Genomic DNA, 22,583 nt, shown 5'->3' on the forward strand with positions numbered 1-22,583 from the left:
TTATTTATCGTGCGACCCATCCAAGGGTTCGCTGCGCCAGCACGTCGCGTGCCGGGGTAAAAAGTTCCATTGCCATCAGGCCGGCGTTGCGACCCGCAACCAGCGGTGACCAGCGGTTAGCAAACAGCTGCACCAGCCCGTCGGTAACGCCGATTGTCGCCTCTTTGTCACTCTGACGGCGCTGCTGATAGCCGCGCAGCACCGGATAAGCGCCAATGTCGCCGTTCTCCGCCCGCGCATCAGCTAGCGTCTCGGCCAGGCTCATCACATCGCGCATGCCGAGGTTGAACCCCTGCCCGGCGATAGGATGCAGCGTCTGGGCAGCGTTGCCCACCAGCACCACGCGGTGCGATACCGGCGATGAAGCGGTGGTTAACGTCAGCGGATAGGCATTGCGGGTGCCCGCGTGGACAATGCGCCCAAGCCGCCAGCCAAACGCGCTTTGCAGCTCGTGGCAGAAGCGCTCATCGGACCAGGCCATCACCTCATCGCGCTTCTCCAGTGGATGACACCACACCAGCGAGTAGCGCCCCTGCGACATAGGCAGCAGCGCCAGCGGGCCGTGTTCGGTGAAGCGCTCGAAGGCTCTCCCCTGGCCGGCAAGCGAGGTAGTCACGTTGGCGATCAGCGCCACCTGATGATACGGCGTCTGCTGCCAGCCGATACCGCACTGCGCTGCCAGCGCCGAGCGGGAACCGTCCGCCGCCACCAGCAGGCTTCCCTGCAGCGTTTTACCGCTCTCCAGGGTCACGCTGACGCCCTCTTCGCTGCGGGTAAAGTCGTTGACCCGGTCAGGACAGTGCAGCGTGACGCCGGGGGCACGGCGTAGCAGCGAAAATAGCCGCTGCCCCACCTCGTGCAGCTCTACAACGTGCCCGAGCGCGTCGACGCGATAGTCCTGTGCTTCCAGCGTCACGAAGCCCGCATGACCGCGATCGCTTACGTGAACGCTGGTGATGGGCGTGGCGCACGGGGCAATATGCTGCCAGATGCCGATCCGCGCCAGATGCTGGCAGGTGCCTTCGGCCAGCGCAATGGCACGCGCATCAAAGCCTGGATGCGCCTGCTCTTCCGGAGCAGTGGCTTCGATAAGGTGCACCGGCAGCGTGCCGTGCGTCAGGCGCGAAATAGCCAGCGCAAGCGTAGCGCCGGTCATCCCGCCGCCGACGATTATTACACTCATGAATGCTTCGCCGCCGCCATCAGCGCCTCGATCTCATCGGCCCTCTTCACTACGCTGGCGGTCAGGTTCTCGTTGCCGTTTTCGGTGATGAGGATGTCATCCTCGATGCGGATCCCAATGCCACGATACTGAGGCGGCACGTCGGCATCCGGAGCGATATAGAGACCCGGTTCGACGGTCAGCACCATGCCCGGCTCAAGCGTGCGCGAGCGGTCAGGCCCGTAGACGCCGACGTCATGAACGTCCAGCCCCAGCCAGTGGCTCAGGCCGTGCATGAAGAAGGCGCGGTGGGCGTTGTCGGCCAGCAGCTGGTCAACGTCACCTTTCAGGATATCGAGCTTCACCAGCCCGGTAATCATGATCCGCACAACGTCGCTGGTAACGTCTTGAATGGAGGTGCCCGGACGGAACAGGGTCAGCGCGGCGTCGAGCGAGGCCAGCACGATGTCATAGATCTCGCGCTGGGCCGGGGTAAACTTGCCGTTAATCGGGAAGGTACGGGTGATATCCCCCGCGTAGCCCCGATACTCGCACCCGGCGTCAATCAGCACCAGCTCACCGTCACGCAGCTCGCTTTCGTTCTCGGTGTAGTGCAGGATGCAGCCGTTTTCCCCACCGCCAACAATGGTGTTATACGACGCAAAGCGCGCCCCGTGGCGGTTGAACTCGTGCAGGATCTCGCCTTCGAGCTGGTATTCGAACATGCCCGGACGGCAGACCTGCATCGCCCGCGTGTGGGCCAGCGCGCTGATCTCACCTGCGCGGCGCAGGACGTCAATCTCTTCCGGGGATTTAAACAGGCGCATCTCATGGACGATGGGCCGCCAGTCAGTCATCGAGGCGGGCGCGGTGAGATTCTGCCGGGACCCTTTGCGCAGCTTGTCCAGCGCGGTGAAGAGGATCGCATCCGCATAGCTATATTCGCCCTGCGCGTGGTAGACCACGTCGAGTCCGTTAAGCAGCTGGTAGAGCTGCTCGTCGATTTCACTGAACGCCAGCGCCCGATCCACGCCCAGCTTCTCCGGCGCGGCCTCCTGGCCCAGCCGACGGCCAAACCAGATCTCTGCGGTTTTATCCCGCAGGCGGTTAAACAGTACGCTGTGATTGTGGGTGTCATCGCTCTTGATCAGCACCAGCACCGCTTCGGGCTCGTTAAAGCCGGTGAAGTACCAGAAGTCGCTGTTTTGACGGTAGGGATATTCACTGTCGGCGCTGCGGGTCGCCTCCGGAGCGGAGAAGATCAGCGCCGCGCTGGCCGGGGCCATCTGCGCAAGCAGCGCCTGGCGGCGGCGAAGAAACTCAGACTGGGTCATGACACCTCCTTTTTAGCATTCAGTACGACGCTTAATGTAGCGTTGGCTTACGCACTTCCGGTGCGGTCGGCTGTGGACGGGTAAACGTATCATGGCAGAGCAGCGCCGCCACGCGGACGTACTCCACGATCTCTTCGAGCGACATCTCCAGCTCTTCCTGATCTTCGTCCTCCTCGTAGCCCAGCTGCGCGATGTTGCGCAGATCGTCGATGGCCTCGCCGGTATCACCGGTGACCTTATCGAGCTTCGGCTGCGTGACGCCCAGCCCCAGCAGGAAGTGGTTCACCCAGCCCGCCATGGCGTCGGCCCGGTCAAACACGCTGACCTCATCGCCGTCCGGCAGAAAGAGCTGGAACTGGAAGCCATCGTCTTCCAGTGCGTCGCTGGTGGCGGCGTGCATCTTACGCAGCGCCTCGGCCAGCTCATGGCCAAACGCCAGACCTTCGTTGGTGAGATCGTGTAACAGCGGCTGCCACGAGCTGTCGTTATTGCCGCCGCAAAGCATCCCGCCGATCAGACCGTGCATCTCGGCTGGCGTTAAGCCAACACCCTGTTGGGTGAGTAACTGGTTCAATTCATTGTAACCAGGCATTTCGTTCTGTATTGACATGCGCATTCGTCGTCGTTGGGAGAAAGATTCATGGTATGCTACCACTTTGGACCCTGGTGATATAGCCGTCAGCTTTCGCCAAACATGCGTTTGCGACCTTTACGTATAGGTTTCTTTTTACGGCTATGTTAAGAGAATAGGCTAAGAGTTCAGGTTATGAGAATCTGCTTGAATCCTCTAACCAGGGTAGCTATAGTGTCGCCCCTTCGCAGCCAGGACTCGGTTGCCAAGGTAGAGCGCAGTCAAACAGCAGGAAGGTGTCATGTCTGCACAACCCGTCGATATCCAAATTTTTGGCCGTTCACTGCGCGTGAACTGTCCGCCTGAACAGCGGGACGCTCTCAATCAGGCTGCAGATGATCTGAATGAGCGGTTGCAAGATCTGAAAGTTCGCACTAGAGTCACAAATACTGAGCAGCTGGTTTTCATCGCCGCGTTGAACATTAGCTACGAACTGGCTCAGGAAAAGGCGAAAACCCGCGACTACGCATCCAGCATGGAGCAGCGTATTCGACTGTTACAGCAGACCATCGAACAGGCATTGCTTGATCAGGGTCGCACTAACGAAAGACCGGGGCCTAAGTTTGAATAACACTTCAATGTCGACTATGGTAGAGTGACAGTGAAGAAAAAATTTCTCTGAGATGTTCGCAAGCGGGCCAGTCCCCTGAGCCGATATTTCATACCACAAGAATGTGGCGCTCCATGGTTGGTGAGCATGCTCGGTTCGTCCGAGAAGCCTTAAAACTATGACGACATATTCACCTTGAACCAAGGGTTCAAGGGTTACAGCCTGCGGCGGCATCTCGGAGATTCCCCTTCCTCTACCTGATACCATGACATCACTCGCGCTATCCGTTTCACCCCGACAGCTCATTCGCCAGCAGATCCGCCAGCGTCGCCGTGCCCTAAGCAACGACGAGCAGCGTAGCTACGCCCAGCAGGCCGCTAACCGCATGATGGCGTTTCCGCCGATGGTGCTGGCCCACACCGTGGCGCTGTTTCTCTCTTTTGACGGTGAGCTTGATACCCGTCCGCTGATCGAGCAGCTCTGGCGCAGCGGCAAACGCGTCTGCCTGCCGGTTTTGCACCCCTTCAGCCCCGGTAATCTGCTGTTTCTGCACTACCACCCTGAGAGCGAACTGGTGGTAAATCATCTGAAAATTTATGAACCCAGGCTCGATCTGCGCGACGTCACGCCGCTCGACACGCTGGACGTGTTGATCACGCCGCTGGTGGCCTTTGACAATCAGGGACAACGGCTGGGGATGGGCGGCGGCTTTTACGATCGCACGCTACAGAAGTGGCAGCAGCATGGTTTTACGCCGGTAGGCTACGCCCATGACTGCCAGCAGGTCGATGCCCTGCCGGTAGAAGAGTGGGATATTCCCTTGCCTGCGGTGGTGACGCCATCGCAGACATGGCAGTGGTAGGCCCGGCTGGCACGCCGGGCAACACGGATCAGTAGAGCAGACGTGCGCGGATAGTTCCGGCAATGCCTTTCATGCTCTGCAGCGCCTTCTGCGCCACCTCTTCTTCCGCTTCGATATCGATCACCACGTAACCCATCTGCGGTGTCGTTTGCAGATACTGGGCGGCAATGTTGACCCCCTGCTCGGCAAAGATCTGGTTGATGGCGGTCAGCACGCCAGGGCGGTTCTCATGGATGTGCAGCAGGCGACGACCGCCGTGCAGCGGCAGTGAGACTTCCGGGAAGTTCACGGCAGAGAGCGTGGAGCCGTTGTCTGAATATTTCGCCAGCTTGCCTGCCACTTCAAGGCCAATGTTCTCCTGTGCTTCCTGCGTAGAGCCGCCGATGTGCGGGGTCAGTATGACGTTGTCGAACTCACACAGCGGGGAGTCAAACGGATCGCTGTTGGTCGCCGGTTCAGTCGGGAAGACGTCAATAGCCGCGCCGGCCAGGTGTTTGTTACGCAGCGCGTCGCACAGGGCCGGAATATCGACAACCGTGCCGCGTGCGGCGTTGATCAGCAGCGAGCCCGGCTTCATCAGCGCCAGCTCTTCGACGCCGATCATGTTCTTCGTCGAGGCGTTTTCCGGCACGTGCAGGCTCACGACGTCGCTCATGTTCAGCAGGTCAGAGAGGTGCTGAACCTGAGTAGCGTTGCCCAGTGGCAGCTTGCTTTCAATATCGTAGAAGAAGACGTGCATCCCCAGCGACTCCGCCAGAATGCCCAGCTGGGTACCGATGTGGCCGTAGCCGATAATACCCAGCTTCTTGCCACGTGCTTCATAGGAGCCTGCGGCAAGCTTGTTCCAGACGCCACGGTGCGCCTTGGCGTTGGCTTCCGGAATACCGCGCATCAGCAGCAGCAGCTCGCCGATCACCAGTTCCGCCACCGAGCGGGTATTAGAGAACGGCGCGTTGAATACCGGTACGCCACGCTTAGCAGCCGCGTTGAGGTCAACCTGATTGGTGCCGATGCAGAAGCAGCCGACGGCAACCAGCTTCTCTGCGGCAGCGAAAATCTCTTCTGTCAGATGCGTACGGGAGCGCAGGCCGATGAAATGGGCATCACGGATCGACTCTTTCAGCTGGGCGCTGTCCAGCGCACCTTTGTGGTACTCAATGTTGGTGTAACCCGCTGCACGAAGGCTATCTATTGCTTTCTGATGAACGCCTTCAACCAGCAAAAACTTAATTTTGTCTTTTTCCAGTGATACTTTTGCCATTTCCCCGACCCTGTTATTTTCTAAATCAGTGTGTGTTCGCTTTAGCCAACATATCAAAAAAAACTATTGCGGCAATATGAACGTTTGCGTCGGCGGTATGAAGAAAAGTCACGCAGTGAAGTTTGACAGAGGAAAATGCTAGCAAAGCGGCTAAACGGCAACAGGATCGTCAGTCGCTGGCTGAAAACGTGACACAAGTCACCGAATTCAGCCAGGGGAAATTTTTTCTCCGGCGAGAGCCTCTCGCCGTCAGATCATTTTACGATGGTTTTTACGCCGTCGGCGGTACCGATCAGCGCCACGTCCGCACCACGGTTGGCGAACAGGCCGACGGTGACCACCCCTGGAATGGCGTTAATCGCATTTTCCAGCGCCACAGGATCGATAATCTCCAGACCGTGCACGTCGAGAATGACGTTACCGTTGTCGGTCACCACGCCCTGACGATATTCAGGACGACCGCCCAGCTTCACTAACTGACGGGCAACGGCGCTGCGGGCCATGGGGATCACCTCTACCGGCAGCGGGAAGCCTCCCAGAATAGCCACCTCTTTTGACGCATCGGCAATACAGATAAACTTATCCGCCACGGAGGCGATGATCTTTTCGCGAGTCAGCGCCGCGCCGCCGCCTTTGATCATCTGCATCTGACCGTTGATCTCGTCAGCACCGTCAACGTAAACGCCCAGACGATCGACCTCGTTGAGATCGAACACGGTGATGCCAAGGGATTTCAGCTTTTCGGTAGAGGCGTCAGAGCTGGAAACGGCCCCTTCAATCTGCCCCTTCATCGTGCCCAGCGCATCGATAAAGTGTGCAGCCGTTGAACCGGTGCCAACGCCGACAATGGTGCCTGGCTCAACGTAGTTTAGCGCCGCCCAGCCTACTGCTTTTTTTAGTTCATCCTGCGTCATGATCGTTTGCCTGTGGTGTGGTGACTGAGCGCGCATTATAAGGCATCGATCGTTAAAATGTCCCTGTGATCAATGTCGCAACTCTTAGTGAAAAACAGAGGCGCGCATTTCGTCTGTATCGAACGAAAATTTATGTCATAGTGCTGTTAATCACACTTTGGAGCACCTCTTAGCAATGAAACGTCCGGACTACAGAACATTACAGGCGCTTGATGCGGTCATTCGTGAACGCGGGTTTGAGCGCGCCGCGCAAAAGCTGTGTATTACCCAGTCCGCCGTCTCACAACGTATTAAACAGCTGGAAAATATGTTTGGTCAGCCGCTGCTGGTTCGTACCGTGCCGCCGCGTCCTACCGAGCAGGGTCAGAAGCTGCTGGCACTGCTGCGTCAGGTTGAGCTGCTAGAGGATGAGTGGCTGGGGGATGAGCAGACCGGCTCTACGCCGCTGCTGCTCTCGCTAGCGGTCAACGCCGACAGCCTGGCGACCTGGCTGTTACCCGCCCTGGCACCGGTGCTGGTTGACTCACCGATCCGCCTTAATCTGCAGGTGGAAGATGAGACCCGTACCCAGGAGCGTCTGCGTCGGGGGGAAGTGGTCGGCGCGGTCAGTATCCAGTCCCAGGCGCTGCCAAGCTGCCTCGTGGATCGGCTCGGCGCGCTCGACTACCTGTTTGTAGGCTCAAAAGCCTTCGCCGAACGCTACTTCCCCAACGGCGTGACCCGCTCGGCGCTGCTAAAGGCCCCGGCGGTGGCGTTTGACCATCTCGACGATATGCATCAGGCCTTTTTGCAGCAGAACTTCGATCTGCCGCCGGGCAGCGTACCGTGCCATATCGTTAACTCGTCCGAAGCCTTTGTGCAGCTGGCGCGCCAGGGTACGACCTGCTGCATGATCCCGCACCTGCAGATTGAGCGCGAGTTAGACAGCGGCGAGCTGATTGACCTGACGCCGGGCCTGTTCCAGCGGCGGATGCTTTTCTGGCACCGTTTCGCGCCGGAGAGCCGCATGATGCGCAACGTTACCGAAGCGTTGCTGGCCCACGGTCGCCGCGTACTGCGTCAGGACTAAAACGGGAGAGTATCCGGCCAGGTTTGACCCCGGCCGGATAAGAGCGGATTACTGCTGGGCTGGCTGAGTTGACTGGGCTGGTGCCGACTGCGCAGGCGCAGGTTGAGCGGTGCTTCCCGCCTGCGGCTGCAGTTCAAACACCACGTCAACCTGATCGTCAAACTGGATCGTTGGCTGCTCGTAGGTCTCCTGCGCCGACGTTGGTGCCGCGTCTGCCTTCATCATGCGTACCATCGGGGTAGGCTGATAGTTAGAGACGTGGTAACGCACGCTGTACACCGGCCCCAGGGTAGACTTAAAGCCCGCAGCCAGCTGCCCGGCCTGACGCACGGCGTCATCGATTGCTGCTTTACGCGCCTTGTCTTTATAGGCTTCTGGTTGCGCAACGCCGAGGGTAACCGCACGGATCTCGTTCAGCCCGGCTTTCAGCGCGCCGTCCAGCAGCGAGTTAAGCTTATCCAGCTCGCGCAGCGTCACTTCTACCGTACGTACCGCCCGGTAACCTTTCAGAATGCTTTTGCCATTCTGATAGTCATAGTCCGGTTGGGTACGCAGGTTAGCGGAGTTAATATCCTTCTTCGCCACGCCGTTCTGCTCAAGGAAGCTCAGGTATTGCGCAACGCGATCGTCGGCCTGCTTCTTCGCCGATGCCGCATCTTTTGCTGCAACGTTAACTTCAATCGCCAGGGTAGCGATATCCGGCACGGCATCAACGCTCGCCGTACCCGAGGTCACAATATGCGGGCCGTTTGGCAGCTCATTTGCCTGAACCGACAGCGCACCTAATCCAACTAATGCCGCAAGGGCCATCACTTTGAACTTCACCGTAGCTTCTCCTTGTCTGAATATTCGCCGCGGACGCGGACGTTTGGCTGCAAGCTTAACGTTTTCGGCGCGGTTGTCCATCGGACTTAGCCTGGTAACGCTGCGCTACAGCACCTGTAAATGATGAATACCTTCCTTCGCCAGCTGAAACGCGATAAACCACATGATCACGCCCACGACGACGTTGATAATACGCTGCGCCTTAGCGGTGCGCAGGCGTGGCGCAAGCCATGCTGCCAGCAGCGCCAGGCCGAAAAACCAGATAAATGAGGCGCTAATCGTCCCGAGCGCAAACCAACGCTTCGGCTCTGCCGCCAGCTGCCCACCCAAACTGCCGAGCACCACAAAGGTGTCAAGATAGACGTGAGGGTTGAGCCAGGTTACCGCCAGCATAGTGGCGATTATTCGCCAGCGCCCCTGTTTTAACACCTCAGCATTCGCCAGCTCAAGCTGCTGGCTAAAGGCCGTTTTTAGGGCGCCAAAGCCATACCAGAGCAGGAACGCTACGCCGCCCCAGGTGACCAGCGCCATCAGCCACGGCGACTGCATTAGCACCGCGCTGCCGCCGAAGATCCCGGCACAGATCAGAATCAGATCGCTAAGAGCGCATAATCCAGCCACCATCAATGGATACTGGCGGCGGATGCCCTGATTCATCACAAACGCATTTTGTGGGCCCAGCGGCAGGATCATCGCTGAGCCTAACGCAAGCCCTTGAAAATAATAACTTAACACCATCATAGCCTCTACCTGTTCGTTCATGGCGGAGACTATACCGTGCCCTTATTATAAGCGGAAATTTAAAATTCTAATCAGTAATCAGTAGGGCTAATACTAAATAGGGCCAGCAGTGCTGGCCCTGGGGAGATTATTGCTGCTCGGCAGGCTGAGCGGCTCTCTCACGCTTGAAGTGCACATCCATCTGCGGATAGGGGAAACCAATGCCGTGGGCATCGAATGTCTTCTTGATGCGCTCCAGCACGTCCCAGTAAACGTTTTGCAGATCGCCGCTGTTGCTCCAGGTACGGATCACAAAGTTAACTGAGGATGCGCCCAGCTCGTTCATGCGGACGGTTCTTTCGCGATCTTTCAGAATACGATCGTCAGACTCGATAATTTCGGTCAGCAGCTGTTTCACCAGATCGATATCCGCATCGTAATCAACGCCGATAATGAATTCGTTACGGCGCACCGGCTCGCGGGAGAAGTTAATGATGTTGCCAGCAATGATCTTACCGTTGGGGATGACAATGTAGCGGCCATCGGCGGAACGCATGGTGGTAGAGAAGATCTGCACATGCAAAACGGTCCCCGCCACACCGCCTAAATCCACATACTCACCGGCGCGGAAAGGACGGAAGGTCACCAGCAGCACGCCTGCGGCCAGGTTAGAGAGCGAGCCCTGAAGCGCAAGGCCAATGGCCAGACCCGCGGCACCCAGCACGGCAATCACCGATGCGGTTTGCACCCCTACCCGGCCCAGCGCGGCGATCAGGGTAAAGGCAATAATGCCGTAGCGCACCAGCGCAGAGAGAAAGTCAGCCACCGTAGGATCGATATGCCTGGCGACCATCACCCGATTGAGAGTCTTAGCAATGGCCCTGGCCACCACCATCCCGATAGTGAGGATGACAATCGCAGCAACGATGTTGACGGCATAGCTCAGCAGCAGCGCCTGGTTGCGTACCAGCCAGCCGCCGGCGTTGTTTATGCTACCCAGCACATTAAGATCGTCCATTCACTGTTCCTTATGCTTACCTAGATGGGTTAAAAATCACGTAAAACGTGAAGCAGGTCAGCAAAGCGTAAACAAAAAACGACACCTATGCCAAACCCTAAACGCACCGGTCGCACAAAACATCTGCGATAAGGGTGACTTTTCAGACTGTGTTCACCCTATACAGGCAAAAAAAATGGCCCCCCGTAGGGAGCCATTCACTTTTACACGCTTTAAATTACAGAACGTCGATCGCGTTCAGCTCTTTAAATGCCTGCTCCAGACGCGTCACCATGCTGGCCTGTGCGGCACGCAGCCATACGCGCGGATCGTAGTATTTCTTGTTCGGCTGGTCTTCGCCTTTCGGGTTGCCCAGCTGAGACTGCAGGTAAGCTTCGTTCTCTTTGTAGTACTTCAGGATACCTTCCCAGTTAGCCCACTGAGTATCGGTATCGATGTTCATTTTGATCACGCCGTAGCTTACGGAATCTTTGATCTCCTGCGCGGAAGAGCCGGAACCGCCATGGAACACGAAGTTCAGGCTGTTGTGCGGCAGGTTATGTTTCTTAGAAACATACTCCTGAGAGTCGCGCAGGATGGTCGGGGTCAGCTTAACGTTACCCGGCTTGTACACGCCGTGCACGTTACCGAAGGAGGCCGCAATGGTGAAGCGCGGGCTGATCGCGTTCAGCTTGGTGTACGCGTAGTCAACGTCTTCCGGCTGGGTGTACAGTGCAGATGCGTCCATATGGCTGTTGTCCACGCCATCTTCTTCACCGCCGGTGCAGCCCAGTTCGATCTCCAGGGTCATGCCCATTTTGGACATGCGCTCCAGGTATTTAGAGCAGATCTCGATGTTCTCTTCCAGGGACTCTTCAGAGAGATCGATCATGTGGGAAGAGAACAGCGGTTTACCGGTAGCGGCAAAGTGTTTTTCACCCGCGTCCAGCAGACCGTCGATCCACGGCAGCAGTTTCTTCGCGCAGTGGTCAGTGTGCAGGATCACCGGCACGCCGTAGTGTTCAGCCATCTGGTGAACGTGGTGCGCACCAGAGATCGCACCCAGAATAGCCGCCTGCTGGCCTTCGCCTTTGAAGCCTTTACCAGCGATAAACGCAGCACCGCCGTTAGAGAACTGAACGATAACCGGCGCTTTTACCTTCGCAGCGGTTTCCAGAACGGCGTTGATGGAGTCGGTACCTACGCAGTTAACGGCTGGCAGCGCAAAGTTGTTCTCTTTAGCAACCTGGAATACTTTCTGAACGTCATCACCGGTGATCACGCCTGGTTTTACGAAATCAAAAATTTTAGACATGGTGTAAATCCTGTATTTACAGAAAACGGGTCTGAAATCAGGCGGAGCGATCCGCCTGCTCAGGCATTACTTCTTAGCGCGCTCTTCGAGCATCGCTACGGCTGGCAGCACTTTGCCTTCCACGAATTCAAGGAACGCGCCGCCACCGGTGGAGATGTAGGAGATTTTGTCAGCGATGCCGAACAGGTCGATCGCTGCCAGGGTATCACCGCCACCTGCGATAGAGAACGCGTCGCTGTCAGCGATAGCGTTGGCTACGATCTCAGTCCCTTTACGGAAGTTCGGGAACTCAAAAACGCCAACCGGGCCGTTCCACAGAATAGTTTTGGCGTTTTTCAGGATTTCAGCCAGTTTCTCAGCGGAAACATCACCCAGATCCAGAATCTGCTCTTCATCTTTGATGTCGCTAACAGATTTCAGGGTCGCGGTCGCGGTTTCGGAGAACTCAGTGGCAACGCGCACGTCAGTCGGGACCGGAATGTCGCAGGTCTGCAGCAGACGTTTCGCTTCGTCAACCAGGTCCGCTTCGTACAGGGATTTGCCCACGTTGTGGCCCTGCGCAGCAACGAAGGTGTTGGCGATGCCACCACCGACGATCAGCTGGTCAGCAATTTTAGACAGGGAGTCGAGCACGGTCAGCTTGGTAGAGACTTTAGAGCCACCAACGATAGCCACCATCGGACGAGCTGGCTCTTTCAGCGCTTTACCCAGCGCGTCCAGTTCTTCTGCCAGCAGCGGGCCTGCGCACGCTACGTCAGCAAACTTGCCTACGCCGTGGGTAGACGCCTGCGCACGGTGTGCCGTACCAAATGCGTCCATCACGAAGATGTCGCACAGGGCAGCATATTTTTTCGCCAGGGTTTCGTCATCTTTCTTTTCGCCTTTGTTGAAGCGAACGTTTTCCAGAACGACCAGCTCACCCTCAGCCACTTCCACGCCGTCCAGGTAGTCTTTGACCAGACGTACCGGGTTAGAGAGTTTGTCTTTCAGGTAGTTAACAACCGGCAGCAGAGAGAATTCTTCGTTGTACTCGCCTTCGGTCGGACGACCCAGGTGAGAGGTGACCATCACTTTTGCACCCTGTTTCAGGGCCAGTTCGATAGTCGGCAGGGAGGCACGAATACGCGCATCGCTGGTTACTTTACCATCTTTAACCGGTACGTTCAGATCCGCACGGATAAAAACGCGTTTCCCAGCTAGATCCAGATCGGTCATCTTAATTACAGACATGGTGAATCCTCTCGTTGATTCTTAAAGTTTTGCAGACGCAAGACGCGTCCTACCTAAAACCTTTCGCGGCCATCGCTAACGTCGTGTCGAGCATTCGGTTAGCGAAACCCCATTCATTATCACACCAGACCAGCGTTTTGATCAGATGTGCACCGCTGACCCGCGTCTGTGTGCCATCGACAATGGCACTGTGCGGATCGTGGTTAAAATCAGTTGAGACCAACGGTAATTCCGTATAGTCAACTATACCATGAAATGCTTCCCGTGACGCCTTTTGCAGCAACTGGTTGACTTGACAGGCATTTACCGGGCTGCCTACCGTCACGCTGAGGTCGATTGCCGTGACATTGATTGTCGGTACGCGTACGGCAATGGCTTCAAATTTATCGTTAAATTTTGGAAAGAAGCGCGTAATGCCTGCCGCAAGCTTGGTATCCACCGGAATGATCGACTGGCTGGCTGCACGCGTACGCCGCAGATCCGGATGGTAAGCGTCAATGACCTGCTGATCGTGCATCGCCGAGTGGATGGTAGTGACCGTCCCCGACTCGATGCCAAAAGCATCATCAAGCAGCTTGATGACGGGAATAATGCAGTTTGTGGTGCAGGAGGCGTTAGAGACGATGCGATCGTCCGGACGCAGATCGTCCTGATTGACGCCGAAGACCACGGTGGCGTCGAGATCGCTGCTGCCTGGATGGGAAAAGAGCACCTTTTTCGCGCCGGCGTTCAAATGTGCTTCACCGTGCTCACGGTTGCCATACACGCCGGTGCAGTCCAGCACCACGTCGACCTCAAGCTCGCGCCAGGGCAGCGCATCAATGGTTGGCTCGTGCAGGAGTCGGATCGCGTCATGGCCGACAAATAGCTGCCCGCCCTCGTGATGAACACGCTGGCTAAAGCGGCCGTGGCTGGTGTCATACTTCAACAGATGCGCAATGCCTGCGTCATCCGCCAGCTCGTTAATGGCCACTACGGCGATCTCCGCCCGGCGTCCGGATTCATACAAAGCACGAACCACGTTACGCCCGATGCGACCAAAACCATTTATCGCGATGCGTAGGGTCATAAGTCTCCTGCAAAGCTATCCCTGAGTCGATGGCTGACAGAGTAATGCAGCGGCATAGTCAGGGAAACCTCGCCTGTCACAAACTGTGACTAAGTGGTTAAATGTCGAACGGAATTTCGACTGAAACGCTTCAGCTAGGGTAAGCGAAACGCGGAATAAAGGGAATCTGTCGCCGCGGGGTTAAACCAGTTATCTGATCTACGTCACACTTTACCGCAAACCGACGGCGGAATTATTCCATTGCCGGAATCCGTATTCCTTTATCCGCAAATCAGCCTTCGGTCGCGGTCTTTTCCTGATATACATCATTAAAACGAATTGCTGTCGCTCTTATGATCGCTGCCACTTTGGCGTTTACGAGGCCTATGACCATGACCCCCGGCACTTCTCCATCCAGCGCACGCTTCTATGCCCTGCGTCTGCTTCCCGGCGATGAGCTGCTCACTGCCCTGCGTGCGTTTACCCAGCGTCACGCACTCCACGCCGCCTGGATTGCAGGCTGCACCGGCAGCCTGACGGACGTGGCGCTGCGCTTCGCCGCCCGCGACGAGACCACTTATCTGCATGGCACCTTCGAAGCGATCTCCCTCGGCGGCACGCTGGAGCTGGCCGGTGAGCATCTGCACCTCAGCGTGGCCGATGAGAATGGCGTGATGACCGGCGGGCACGTCATGCCTGGCTGTACGGTTCGCACCACCCTTGAACTGGTGATCGGCGAGCTGACCACCCTCGCCTTCAGCCGCCAGCCCTGTGCTGTTTCGGGCTATGACGAGCTGGTTATTAACGTACGCTAATTTTCCCAACCTTATGAGGTCGCTATGGCACGTCGCCAATTCGCCAGCCAGACGCTGGCACTGATCGTTATCTCTATCGCCATCAATATGATCGGTGGCCAGCTGATTAGCCTGCTGAAGCTGCCGATCTTTCTCGACTCTATCGGCACGCTGATGAGCGCCGTGCTGCTGGGGCCGTTTATCGGCATGCTTACCGGCCTGCTGACCAATCTGCTCTGGGGGCTGCTCACCGATCCCATCGCCGCCGCCTTTGCCCCGGTGGCCATGGTGATTGGTCTGGTGGCCGGTTGGCTGGCCCGGCTGGGCTGGTTCCGTACCCTGCCGAAGGTGATCGTCAGCGGCGGCATCATTACGCTCGCGGTCACGGTGGTGGCCGTACCGCTTCGTACCGCCCTCTTCGGCGGGGTTACCGGCAGCGGAGCCGATCTCTTTGTCGCCTGGATGCACTCTATGGGCCAGGATCTGCTTGAGTCCGTGGCGATCACCGTGCTCGGGGCCAACCTCGTGGATAAGATCCTCACGGCGATTGTGGTCTGGATCCTGCTGCGCCGGCTGCCGCTGCGCACCACGCGTCACTTCCCCACCATGGCCGCCGTGCGTTAAATGCACCCCTTTACGTCGCTCACGCTGTGGGGGCTCGCCGCATTCTCTACGCTGCTGATACCAGCAGGCGCGGCGCTAACCGCCTGGAGCACCGCCGCCTTTGCCAGCCTGCTGTTTTTTCACGCCACCCGTAGGCGAGCACGCTACGTCGGCTGGCTGATGTTCTCCCTGGGTGCGGGGCTCTGGCTGGTGCACGGCGGCTGGCTGACAGAATGGCTTAGCGGACAGCCGCGCGATCCCCGACGCTGGGCACAGGCCGTTACGCTCTGGCTGCGTATTCTGGCAGTCGTCTCGACTGCCCAGCTCTGGATGCACTGTGTGCCGGTCCGGCAGTTTATTCGCGCGCTGTTTGCCAGCCGCCTGCCACCGGGTCTCGCCTACCTGCTTTCAGGCCCGCTGCTGATCGTCGAGCAACTTAAGCATCGGCTAGCCAGCATTCATGAAGCCCAGCGCGCCCGGGGCGTGCCGCTGGACGGACGCTGGTATCAACGGCTGCGGGCGATCCCGGCTCTGGTGCTGCCCCTGACCCAGGGCGCGCTTAACGATCTCGCCGTGCGCGGCGCGGCGTTGGATATGCGGGCCTTTCGCCTGCACCGTACCCGCACCACGCTGTGGGCCCCGAAGGACAGCGCCCTTCAGCGTGCCGTGCGCTACGGCATGGTGGCGCTGATGGTCGTGGAGGCAGGCGTATGGCTATGGTTACGTTAGAGGGGTTCTGCTATCAGCCGCTGCACGCCAGCGCCGCCCCGCGAGCGTACGATTTTCATTACGCGCTGCCCGGCATAGTGGCGATTATTGGTGGCAACGGCAGCGGGAAAAGCACGCTGGCGCAGCTGATGGCGGGCTGGTACCCGGACTTTCTTCCCGGCACCGTTAGCGGATCCGGCAGCCTGCTTGGGCAGCCGATTGGCACGCTTTCGCTTGCCGCGCAGGCGCAGACCATTCAGCTGGTGCAGCAGTCGCCCTATCTTCAGCTCTCAGGCTGTACTTTTAGCGTGGAAGAGGAGATTGCCTTTGGTCCGGAGAACCTCTGCCTGAGCGAGGAGGCGATCCTTGCTCGCATTGACGCGGCGCTGACCCTGACCGACTGCCAGCCGCTGCGCCACCGCCACCCGGCTACGCTCTCCGGCGGTGAGACGCAGCGCGTGGTGATTGCCTGTGCGCTGGCGATGCAGCCCAAAATCCTGCTGCTGGATGAGGCGTTCAGCCGCCTGACGCCCCAGGCTACGCAGCGCATGCTTGAACGGCTCGCCGATTGGGCCACGGCACAGCAGGCGCTGATCGTGCTGTTTGAACGCAGGCTTGAGCCTGTGCGTCCTCTCTGCCAGCAGGCCTGGCAGCTCACGACCGGGGGGCTGGAGCCGTTATGCTGAAAGTAGAACACATCGATTTTCGCTGGCCGAAGGCGGAGCAGCGCTGTCTGCACGACGTGTCGCTCCACCTGACGCCAGGCGAGTCCGTGGCCCTGATTGGCGATAACGGCGCGGGTAAATCGACGCTGCTACGCATTATGGCCGGGCTGCTTGCCCCTGATGCGGGAAGCGTGTCGATCCAAAGCCACGCGCTAACGCGCCTCAAGGCACAGGAGCGTGCAAGGCTTGCTGGCGTGCTGTTTCAGGAGGCGGAAAATCAGATCGTGCAGAGCGAAGTCTTTGCCGAGGTGGCGTATGGCCTGCGGTTGCAGAAGCTGCCTCAGGATGAGATCCAACGAAGAGTCGAAGAGGCGTTAACGCTGTGCCATCTTGAAGAGGTAGCCCTGGCGCATCCACTCGATCTCCATGTTGCCCAACGCCGGATGGTCGCCGTGGCAAGCCTGGAGGCGCTGTCGCCGCCGCTGCTGCTGCTTGATGAACCCAGCCGCGATTTTGACGATCGCTGGCTGGGTATCTTCGAAAACTGGCTGGCACTTTGCCGCCAGCGTGGCACCACGGTGCTCGCCATCAGCCATGACTACGATTTTCTCCGCCGTAACTTCCCGCGGATCGTGCGTCTGGCCGACGGCGGCATAGCCGAAGACCACTGTAGCCTGTAACTGCTTGTAGGCCCGCTAAGCACAGCGCCAGCGGGCATTAGCGGATTACAGCAGCGCTTTCGCCTTCGCCACCACGTTTTCCACGGTGAAGCCGAACTCTTCGAACAGCTGCTCTGCCGGAGCAGATTCACCGAAGGTGGTCATCCCGACGATAGCGCCGTTCAGGCCGGTGTACTTGAACCAGAAGTCGGCGATACCCGCTTCGATGGCAACACGGGCAGAAACGGCTTTCGGCAATACGGATTCACGGTACGCCGCATCCTGTTTATCGAACGCGTCGGTAGACGGCATGGAGACCACGCGCGCCTTCACGCCTTCCGCAGTCAGCTGCTCCCATGCGGCAACAGCCAGCTCAACTTCAGAACCGGTGGCGATGAAAATCAGCTGTGGCTGACCGTCGCTGTCCTTCAGCACGTAGCCGCCGCGGGCGATGTCGGCCAGCTGCTGCTCGGTACGCTCCTGCTGAGCCAGGTTCTGACGAGAGAGGATCAGCGCGGTCGGGCCGTCGTGACGCTCTACGCCGTACTTCCACGCCACTGCAGACTCAACCTGGTCACACGGACGCCATGTGCTCATGTTCGGCGTCAGACGCAGGGAGGCCACCTGCTCTACCGGCTGGTGGGTCGGGCCATCTTCGCCCAGACCGATGGAGTCGTGGGTATAGACCAGCACCTGGCGCTGCTTCATCAGCGCAGCCATACGCACCGCGTTACGGGCATATTCCACAAACATCAGGAAGGTGGAGGTGTACGGCACGAAACCGCCGTGCAGGGCGATACCGTTGGCAATGGCGGTCATGCCGAACTCGCGCACGCCGTAGTGAATGTAGTTTCCTGCTGCATCTTCGTTGATGGCTTTAGAGCCAGACCAGATGGTCAGGTTAGACGGTGCCAGGTCAGCGGAGCCGCCGAGGAATTCCGGCAGCAGCGGGCCAAAGGCTTCGATGGCGTTCTGAGACGCTTTACGGCTGGCAATTTTGGACGGGTTAGCCTGCAGCTTAGCGATGAACGCATCTGCTTTCGCGCTGAAGTCAGCCGGCATGTCGCCTTTCATGCGGCGGGTAAACTCGGCGGCTTCCTGCGGGAAGGCGTTGGCATAGGCGGCGAACTTCTCGTTCCACGCGTTCTCTTTCGCGGTGCCCACTTCTTTCGCATCCCACTGAGCGTAGATGTCAGACGGGATAACAAACGGCTCGTGTTTCCAGCCCAGCTGCTCGCGGGTCAGAACGATTTCCGCGTCGCCCAGCGGTGCGCCGTGGGAGTCGTGGGTGCCCGCTTTGTTCGGGGAGCCGAAGCCGATGACGGTTTTGCACATCAGCAGGGACGGCTTGTCGGTAACGGACTGTGCTTCTTCAACGGCGCGTTTGATCGCGTCGGCATCGTGGCCGTCTACGCCGCGCACTACGTGCCAGCCGTAAGCCTCAAAGCGTGCTGCGGTATCGTCGGTGAACCAGCCTTCAACGTGGCCGTCGATAGAGATGCCGTTGTCGTCATAGAACGCCACCAGCTTGCCGAGCTTCAGGGTACCGGCCAGGGAGCACACTTCGTGAGAAATGCCTTCCATCATGCAGCCGTCGCCCATGAATGCGTAGGTGAAGTGGTCAACGATATCGTGACCAGGACGGTTGAACTGCGCTGCCAGCGTTTTCTCGGCAATTGCCATGCCTACGGCGTTGGCAATGCCCTGGCCCAGCGGACCGGTGGTGGTTTCAACGCCAGCGGTGTAGCCCACTTCCGGGTGGCCCGGGGTTTTTGAGTGCAGCTGGCGGAAGTTCTTCAGCTCTTCAATCGGCAGGTCATAGCCAGAGAGGTGCAGCAGGCTGTAAATCAGCATGGAGCCGTGGCCGTTGGAGAGCACAAAACGGTCGCGGTTGGCCCAGGCCGGGTTGGCCGGGTTGTGGTTCAGGAAATCACGCCACAGGACTTCGGCGATGTCTGCCATACCCATCGGGGCACCGGGGTGACCGGATTTGGCTTTCTGTACCGCGTCCATGCTCAGCGCACGAATAGCATTGGCAAGCTCTTTACGTGAGGACATTTTGACTCCAGATCGGACTGTTAAAGGCCATGCCCGTAGCGACTTGACTACAGCGCAATATGGGCTACGCCGGAAAAAAGTGCCAACAATGTAACCCAAGCGGCTAGCCATGTACATGGACCATCCTTTTGCCACTTCAGAAATCTCTGGAAGCCGCTCGCAGGTTGCGCAAACACTCGCCCACGGCTTGCTATTTTCTTTATACTCAGAGAAGGTTCCCGCCTCCCTGCGTCGGGAAGACCATTAAAATTATCAATATATTGATGCGGAAGATAACCAATGAAAATTCGGCAAGCATTGCTCGCTCTGGGTGTGGCAGCGGCATTAACCGGCTGTCAGAACATGGATTCAAACGGTTTATTAAGCTCGGGCGCTGAGGCATTCCAGGCCTATTCACTTTCGGATGCACAGGTAAAAGCGCTGAGCGACGAATCCTGTAAAGAGCTGGACAGCAAAGCAACGCTTGCGCCTGCCAACAGCCCCTATCGCCAGCGGCTGGCTAAGATTGCCTCTGCGCTGGGCGACAACATCAACGGCCAGGCGGTGAACTACAACGTCTATATCACCAAAGACGTTAACGCCTTTGCAATGGCCAACGGCTGTATCCGTGTCTACAGCGGACTGATGGATATGATGAATGACAACGAGGTCGAAGCGGTGATCGGCCACGAGATGGGCCACGTTGCGCTCGGTCACGTGAAGCGCGGTATGCAGGTTGCGTTGGGTACTAACGCCGTACGCGTTGCCGCCGCCTCGGCGGGTGGCGTGGTGGGTAGCCTCTCCCAGTCGCAGCTCGGCGATCTTGGCGAGAAGCTGGTGAACGCACAGTTCTCCCAGCGCCAGGAGGCAGAAGCGGATGACTACTCCTACGATCTGCTGCGCAAGCGCGGCATCAATCCGTCAGGCTTAGCCACCAGCTTCGAGAAGCTGGCCCAGCAGGAAGCGGGCCGTCAAAGCACAATGTTTGACGATCACCCGGCCTCCGAGGCCCGTGCACAGCACATTCGCGAACGTATGGCGGCGGACGGGATTAAGTAAATCTCCCCAGGTCGGGTAGTGGCTACGCCCTACCCGGCCTGAATCACTTACGCTTCTTTCTTAGCAGCCTGGATGTAGAGCATCTCTAACGCCAGGGTCGCTGCGGCCAGGGCAGTAATATCCGACTGGTCGTACGCCGGGGCGACTTCCACCAGATCCATTCCCACGATATTCAGATCTTTCAGGCCGCGTACCAGCTTAATCGCGCGATCGGAGGTCAAGCCACCAATCACTGGCGTACCGGTACCCGGAGCAAAGGCCGGATCCAGACAGTCGATATCAAACGTCAGATAGACCGGCATGTCGCCGACGATCTGCTTCACCTGAGCGATGATGTCGTCAACGGAACGATCGTTAACCTGGCAAGCATCAAGCACGGTGAAACCGTTGTCTTTATCGAATTCGGTACGGATCCCGATCTGCACCGAGTGGTTTGGATCGATCAGGCCCTCTTTCGGCGCGGTATAGAACATGGTGCCGTGATCGAACTCGCAGCCGTTGGAGTAGGTGTCAGTGTGGGCATCGAAGTGCACCAGCGCCATCTTACCAAAGTGTTTTGCGTGGGCACGCAGCAGCGGCAGCGTGACAAAGTGGTCCCCGCCAAAGGAGAGCATGCGCTTGCCAGCCGCCAGCAGACGCTCGGCGTGGGCCTGCAGCTTCTCGCTCATCTCACGGGCATCACCGAAGGCGTAGACCAGGTCACCGCAGTCAACCACGTTCAGGCGCTCGCGCATGTCGAAGTCCCACGGGAAGCGGCAGTGCTCCCACGCCAGGTTGGTAGAAATCTGACGGATAGCGCCCGGGCCCTGACGGCTACCGGAGCGTCCGGACGTCGCCATATCAAACGGCACACCGGTAATAACCCAGTCAGCATCGCTGTCGTACGGCTGGAAGTTCAGCGGCAGGCGTAAAAAACCAAATGCGTTAGATACCAGAGAGTTATCGTATTGATGACCTAAGGTGCTCATGGCTATGACCTCTTTTTCGTCGATAAAAAAACCCCTCCGCGTCGTTAGCCCGACGAGGAAGGGTTTGAATGGGGGGAGTGCTTGTCTGACGCGGATTATCGCCGTTAATCTGTACGGGTTCAAGTAAGTCCAAAATAATCTGCCCACGACCCCTGCGTTTACATCCGTATCGACGATTATAGCCCACGCAGACGGGAAATGAGCGGCCCGGCCTCCGCAATCAGCCGATCCCAGTCGCTCGGTGGGTGGCCGCTGGATAACATTGCGCTGAATACCTTATACGCATCACGTTTGTGATCGTAGGCGCGTTTGGTAGATTCATCGTTTACCCACGCCAGAATAATGGTTCTATGCTGCTCACTGAATCGAAAAAACAACCGGTACTGGCCAAGAAACTTGGCACGAAACCAGTGTTTATTTTCTTCCCCCAGCGTCTCTCCTTGCCTGAACCTGGCATCCATTGGGTTGCCGCAGATTTCCAGTTTGATAACCTTCAAAATCGCGGCGAGCAATTTCGTGGCGGCTCTCTTTTGATAGTTATCCGGGTTCTTTTGCTTAAGCTCTTCTACCTGCGCCACCAGCGCTTCAAATTGTGAATCAAAGCAGGGGTGGGTATACAACTTCCAACCATTAATTTCGGTCGTCTTTCCGTTCATTTGTCCACTTACTCTTCATCGGTAAGCGGAGCGTCGAGGTCGATATCCATATCAGCAGTTAAAGACTCCGCGCGCGCCAGAAGTGAAGCGCGTAACGGTTTAATGCGGCCTGGATTTTCTTGCATATCGTTCTCAAGAAATCGCAGGAAAGAGCCTATTACCGGATCTTCATTTTCCGCAGAATTTTTGCGACACATAAGCACCTGACCATCGGGAAGCACGGCATATTCGATCTCTTCCCCAGGTTTTAACTTCATCGCGTCTCTAACTGAAGCAGGGATAGTCGTCTGGCTGCGGGCGGTGAGTTTCGAAGACGCACGCAGAGACACTCCGGCTTGAGTTAAAAGGTTCATTTGGGTTTGCTCCGCTCTAACGAGTCAAGTTTACATAGCTACTACAACAATAAAGGATAGCGAGCATTGACGGTTTCCCGTGTTGCAAAGCGTAGCTCATCGACAAAAGCAATGCAAGTGCATTGCAATGCATATGCATTACTAAAGATGAAAGCTAATCAGG

General features: G+C 57.8%; 24 protein-coding genes and 1 other RNA gene. 10 read left to right on the forward strand and 15 right to left on the reverse strand.

Translation table 11 applies throughout. The features are described 5' to 3' along the window. Nucleotides 1-4: 4 nt before the first annotated feature. From ubiH to WFN61_RS07330, 3 genes are read right to left on the reverse strand one after another with little or no spacing between them, the layout of a single operon-like run. Complete coding sequence (gene ubiH / locus WFN61_RS07320) at nucleotides 5-1,183, reverse strand: 2-octaprenyl-6-methoxyphenyl hydroxylase (RefSeq protein ID WP_312282547.1); 1,179 nt, start codon at nucleotides 1,181-1,183, stop codon at nucleotides 5-7. Beyond that, nucleotides 1,180-2,496, reverse strand: a complete 1,317-nt coding sequence (gene pepP, locus WFN61_RS07325; RefSeq protein WP_312282548.1) for a Xaa-Pro aminopeptidase — start codon at nucleotides 2,494-2,496, stop codon at nucleotides 1,180-1,182. The genes ubiH and pepP overlap by 4 nt, the downstream gene beginning before the upstream one ends. A gap of 31 nt (nucleotides 2,497-2,527) precedes the next feature. Further along, nucleotides 2,528-3,106: a YecA/YgfB family protein gene (locus WFN61_RS07330; protein ID WP_144816095.1), complete on the reverse strand. Its 579-nt coding sequence runs from the start codon at nucleotides 3,104-3,106 to the stop codon at nucleotides 2,528-2,530. A gap of 262 nt (nucleotides 3,107-3,368) precedes the next feature. Between WFN61_RS07330 and zapA the strand changes: the two genes are divergently transcribed. From zapA to WFN61_RS07345, 3 genes are all read left to right on the forward strand, one after another. Beyond that, nucleotides 3,369-3,698, forward strand: coding sequence for a cell division protein ZapA (zapA, locus tag WFN61_RS07335; RefSeq protein ID WP_144816098.1), 330 nt, complete (start codon nucleotides 3,369-3,371; stop codon nucleotides 3,696-3,698). A gap of 41 nt (nucleotides 3,699-3,739) precedes the next feature. Continuing rightward, nucleotides 3,740-3,923, forward strand: a non-coding RNA gene (gene ssrS, locus WFN61_RS07340) — 6S RNA. 19 nt (nucleotides 3,924-3,942) lie between these two features. Then, nucleotides 3,943-4,539, forward strand: coding sequence for a 5-formyltetrahydrofolate cyclo-ligase (locus WFN61_RS07345; RefSeq protein WP_313572936.1), 597 nt, complete (start codon nucleotides 3,943-3,945; stop codon nucleotides 4,537-4,539). A gap of 28 nt (nucleotides 4,540-4,567) precedes the next feature. Here the strand turns inward: WFN61_RS07345 and serA are convergent, their stop codons facing one another. Continuing rightward, entirely contained in the window at nucleotides 4,568-5,800 is a 1,233-nt protein-coding gene (gene serA / locus WFN61_RS07350; protein WP_144816102.1) for a phosphoglycerate dehydrogenase, read from the reverse strand. A 254-nt stretch (nucleotides 5,801-6,054) separates the two neighbouring features. Continuing rightward, nucleotides 6,055-6,714, reverse strand: a complete 660-nt coding sequence (gene rpiA / locus WFN61_RS07355) for a ribose-5-phosphate isomerase RpiA (RefSeq protein WP_257758496.1) — start codon at nucleotides 6,712-6,714, stop codon at nucleotides 6,055-6,057. A 175-nt stretch (nucleotides 6,715-6,889) separates the two neighbouring features. On the opposite strand from rpiA, the gene argP reads away from it, so the two are divergent. After that, the gene (argP, locus tag WFN61_RS07360; protein WP_103818426.1) at nucleotides 6,890-7,783 is read left to right on the forward strand and encodes a DNA-binding transcriptional regulator ArgP; all 894 of its coding nucleotides are present in this window, start codon (nucleotides 6,890-6,892) and stop codon (nucleotides 7,781-7,783) included. 48 nt (nucleotides 7,784-7,831) lie between these two features. Here the strand turns inward: argP and WFN61_RS07365 are convergent, their stop codons facing one another. From WFN61_RS07365 to epd, 6 genes are all read right to left on the reverse strand, one after another. Then, nucleotides 7,832-8,608 (reverse strand): oxidative stress defense protein, encoded by a 777-nt coding sequence (locus WFN61_RS07365; RefSeq protein ID WP_222888800.1) that lies wholly within the window; start codon nucleotides 8,606-8,608, stop codon nucleotides 7,832-7,834. 105 nt (nucleotides 8,609-8,713) lie between these two features. Further along, nucleotides 8,714-9,343, reverse strand: coding sequence for an arginine exporter ArgO (gene argO, locus WFN61_RS07370; RefSeq protein ID WP_337038578.1), 630 nt, complete (start codon nucleotides 9,341-9,343; stop codon nucleotides 8,714-8,716). A 133-nt stretch (nucleotides 9,344-9,476) separates the two neighbouring features. Further along, nucleotides 9,477-10,346, reverse strand: a complete 870-nt coding sequence (locus WFN61_RS07375) for a small-conductance mechanosensitive channel MscS (RefSeq protein ID WP_144816110.1) — start codon at nucleotides 10,344-10,346, stop codon at nucleotides 9,477-9,479. Nucleotides 10,347-10,563: 217 nt separating this feature from the next. Further along, complete coding sequence (fbaA, locus tag WFN61_RS07380) at nucleotides 10,564-11,640, reverse strand: class II fructose-bisphosphate aldolase (RefSeq protein ID WP_042388071.1); 1,077 nt, start codon at nucleotides 11,638-11,640, stop codon at nucleotides 10,564-10,566. Between the two features lie 66 nt (nucleotides 11,641-11,706). Next, nucleotides 11,707-12,870, reverse strand: coding sequence for a phosphoglycerate kinase (gene pgk, locus WFN61_RS07385; protein ID WP_154058527.1), 1,164 nt, complete (start codon nucleotides 12,868-12,870; stop codon nucleotides 11,707-11,709). A gap of 49 nt (nucleotides 12,871-12,919) precedes the next feature. Continuing rightward, on the reverse strand, nucleotides 12,920-13,939 hold the full coding sequence (epd, locus tag WFN61_RS07390) for an erythrose-4-phosphate dehydrogenase (RefSeq protein WP_257758500.1): 1,020 nt from the start codon (nucleotides 13,937-13,939) through the stop codon (nucleotides 12,920-12,922). A gap of 365 nt (nucleotides 13,940-14,304) precedes the next feature. Between epd and WFN61_RS07395 the strand changes: the two genes are divergently transcribed. From WFN61_RS07395 to WFN61_RS07415, 5 genes are read left to right on the forward strand one after another with little or no spacing between them, the layout of a single operon-like run. Beyond that, complete coding sequence (locus tag WFN61_RS07395) at nucleotides 14,305-14,733, forward strand: PPC domain-containing DNA-binding protein (RefSeq protein WP_144816118.1); 429 nt, start codon at nucleotides 14,305-14,307, stop codon at nucleotides 14,731-14,733. 24 nt (nucleotides 14,734-14,757) lie between these two features. Continuing rightward, on the forward strand, nucleotides 14,758-15,336 hold the full coding sequence (locus WFN61_RS07400) for an ECF transporter S component (protein ID WP_337038438.1): 579 nt from the start codon (nucleotides 14,758-14,760) through the stop codon (nucleotides 15,334-15,336). Continuing rightward, nucleotides 15,337-16,044 (forward strand): energy-coupling factor transporter transmembrane component T, encoded by a 708-nt coding sequence (locus WFN61_RS07405; RefSeq protein WP_337038439.1) that lies wholly within the window; start codon nucleotides 15,337-15,339, stop codon nucleotides 16,042-16,044. Next, nucleotides 16,032-16,709, forward strand: coding sequence for an ABC transporter ATP-binding protein (locus WFN61_RS07410; protein ID WP_337038579.1), 678 nt, complete (start codon nucleotides 16,032-16,034; stop codon nucleotides 16,707-16,709). The genes WFN61_RS07405 and WFN61_RS07410 overlap by 13 nt, the downstream gene beginning before the upstream one ends. Next, nucleotides 16,703-17,368: an energy-coupling factor ABC transporter ATP-binding protein gene (locus WFN61_RS07415; RefSeq protein ID WP_337038440.1), complete on the forward strand. Its 666-nt coding sequence runs from the start codon at nucleotides 16,703-16,705 to the stop codon at nucleotides 17,366-17,368. Before WFN61_RS07410 ends, WFN61_RS07415 begins: the two co-directional genes overlap by 7 nt. 45 nt (nucleotides 17,369-17,413) lie before the next feature. Here WFN61_RS07415 and tkt read toward each other — a convergent pair whose 3' ends face one another. Further along, a complete protein-coding gene (gene tkt / locus WFN61_RS07420; protein WP_222888808.1) occupies nucleotides 17,414-19,405 on the reverse strand; it encodes a transketolase in 1,992 nt (663 codons plus the stop codon). A 279-nt stretch (nucleotides 19,406-19,684) separates the two neighbouring features. On the opposite strand from tkt, the gene WFN61_RS07425 reads away from it, so the two are divergent. Continuing rightward, nucleotides 19,685-20,443, forward strand: a complete 759-nt coding sequence (locus WFN61_RS07425; RefSeq protein WP_144816137.1) for a M48 family metallopeptidase — start codon at nucleotides 19,685-19,687, stop codon at nucleotides 20,441-20,443. A gap of 47 nt (nucleotides 20,444-20,490) precedes the next feature. Here WFN61_RS07425 and speB read toward each other — a convergent pair whose 3' ends face one another. From speB to WFN61_RS07440, 3 genes are all read right to left on the reverse strand, one after another. Next, on the reverse strand, nucleotides 20,491-21,411 hold the full coding sequence (speB, locus tag WFN61_RS07430) for an agmatinase (RefSeq protein ID WP_042388088.1): 921 nt from the start codon (nucleotides 21,409-21,411) through the stop codon (nucleotides 20,491-20,493). 176 nt (nucleotides 21,412-21,587) lie between these two features. Continuing rightward, the gene (locus WFN61_RS07435; RefSeq protein WP_144816139.1) at nucleotides 21,588-22,067 is read right to left on the reverse strand and encodes a type II toxin-antitoxin system YhaV family toxin; all 480 of its coding nucleotides are present in this window, start codon (nucleotides 22,065-22,067) and stop codon (nucleotides 21,588-21,590) included. Between the two features lie 8 nt (nucleotides 22,068-22,075). Further along, nucleotides 22,076-22,420 carry a type II toxin-antitoxin system PrlF family antitoxin gene (locus WFN61_RS07440; protein ID WP_144816141.1) on the reverse strand — a complete coding sequence of 115 codons (345 nt, stop codon included), beginning with the start codon at nucleotides 22,418-22,420 and terminating at the stop codon, nucleotides 22,076-22,078. Between the last annotated feature and the right edge of the window lie 163 nt (nucleotides 22,421-22,583).

Origin of the sequence: Pseudescherichia sp. AS216, from assembly GCF_037152055.1 — a bacterium.
Classification (GTDB): Bacteria; Pseudomonadota; Gammaproteobacteria; order Enterobacterales; family Enterobacteriaceae; genus Pseudescherichia.

Bases quoted from the DNA above. Each gene is read 5' to 3' on its own strand.
- WFN61_RS07330 (WP_144816095.1), bottom strand. From the start codon at position 3,106: ATGTCAATACAGAACGAAATGCCTGGTTACAATGAATTGAACCAGTTA.
- WFN61_RS07400 (WP_337038438.1), top strand. From the start codon at position 14,758: ATGGCACGTCGCCAATTCGCCAGCCAGACGCTGGCACTGATCGTTATC.
- ubiH (WP_312282547.1), bottom strand. From the start codon at position 1,183: ATGAGTGTAATAATCGTCGGCGGCGGGATGACCGGCGCTACGCTTGCG.
- argP (WP_103818426.1), top strand. From the start codon at position 6,890: ATGAAACGTCCGGACTACAGAACATTACAGGCGCTTGATGCGGTCATT.
- WFN61_RS07435 (WP_144816139.1), bottom strand. From the start codon at position 22,067: ATGAACGGAAAGACGACCGAAATTAATGGTTGGAAGTTGTATACCCAC.
- WFN61_RS07410 (WP_337038579.1), top strand. From the start codon at position 16,032: ATGGTTACGTTAGAGGGGTTCTGCTATCAGCCGCTGCACGCCAGCGCC.
- pepP (WP_312282548.1), bottom strand. From the start codon at position 2,496: ATGACCCAGTCTGAGTTTCTTCGCCGCCGCCAGGCGCTGCTTGCGCAG.
- rpiA (WP_257758496.1), bottom strand. From the start codon at position 6,714: ATGACGCAGGATGAACTAAAAAAAGCAGTAGGCTGGGCGGCGCTAAAC.
- epd (WP_257758500.1), bottom strand. From the start codon at position 13,939: ATGACCCTACGCATCGCGATAAATGGTTTTGGTCGCATCGGGCGTAAC.
- fbaA (WP_042388071.1), bottom strand. From the start codon at position 11,640: ATGTCTAAAATTTTTGATTTCGTAAAACCAGGCGTGATCACCGGTGAT.
- tkt (WP_222888808.1), bottom strand. From the start codon at position 19,405: ATGTCCTCACGTAAAGAGCTTGCCAATGCTATTCGTGCGCTGAGCATG.
- WFN61_RS07375 (WP_144816110.1), bottom strand. From the start codon at position 10,346: ATGGACGATCTTAATGTGCTGGGTAGCATAAACAACGCCGGCGGCTGG.
- WFN61_RS07395 (WP_144816118.1), top strand. From the start codon at position 14,305: ATGACCATGACCCCCGGCACTTCTCCATCCAGCGCACGCTTCTATGCC.
- speB (WP_042388088.1), bottom strand. From the start codon at position 21,411: ATGAGCACCTTAGGTCATCAATACGATAACTCTCTGGTATCTAACGCA.
- zapA (WP_144816098.1), top strand. From the start codon at position 3,369: ATGTCTGCACAACCCGTCGATATCCAAATTTTTGGCCGTTCACTGCGC.
- WFN61_RS07345 (WP_313572936.1), top strand. From the start codon at position 3,943: ATGACATCACTCGCGCTATCCGTTTCACCCCGACAGCTCATTCGCCAG.
- WFN61_RS07440 (WP_144816141.1), bottom strand. From the start codon at position 22,420: ATGAACCTTTTAACTCAAGCCGGAGTGTCTCTGCGTGCGTCTTCGAAA.
- WFN61_RS07425 (WP_144816137.1), top strand. From the start codon at position 19,685: ATGAAAATTCGGCAAGCATTGCTCGCTCTGGGTGTGGCAGCGGCATTA.
- WFN61_RS07405 (WP_337038439.1), top strand. From the start codon at position 15,337: ATGCACCCCTTTACGTCGCTCACGCTGTGGGGGCTCGCCGCATTCTCT.
- pgk (WP_154058527.1), bottom strand. From the start codon at position 12,870: ATGTCTGTAATTAAGATGACCGATCTGGATCTAGCTGGGAAACGCGTT.
- serA (WP_144816102.1), bottom strand. From the start codon at position 5,800: ATGGCAAAAGTATCACTGGAAAAAGACAAAATTAAGTTTTTGCTGGTT.
- WFN61_RS07415 (WP_337038440.1), top strand. From the start codon at position 16,703: ATGCTGAAAGTAGAACACATCGATTTTCGCTGGCCGAAGGCGGAGCAG.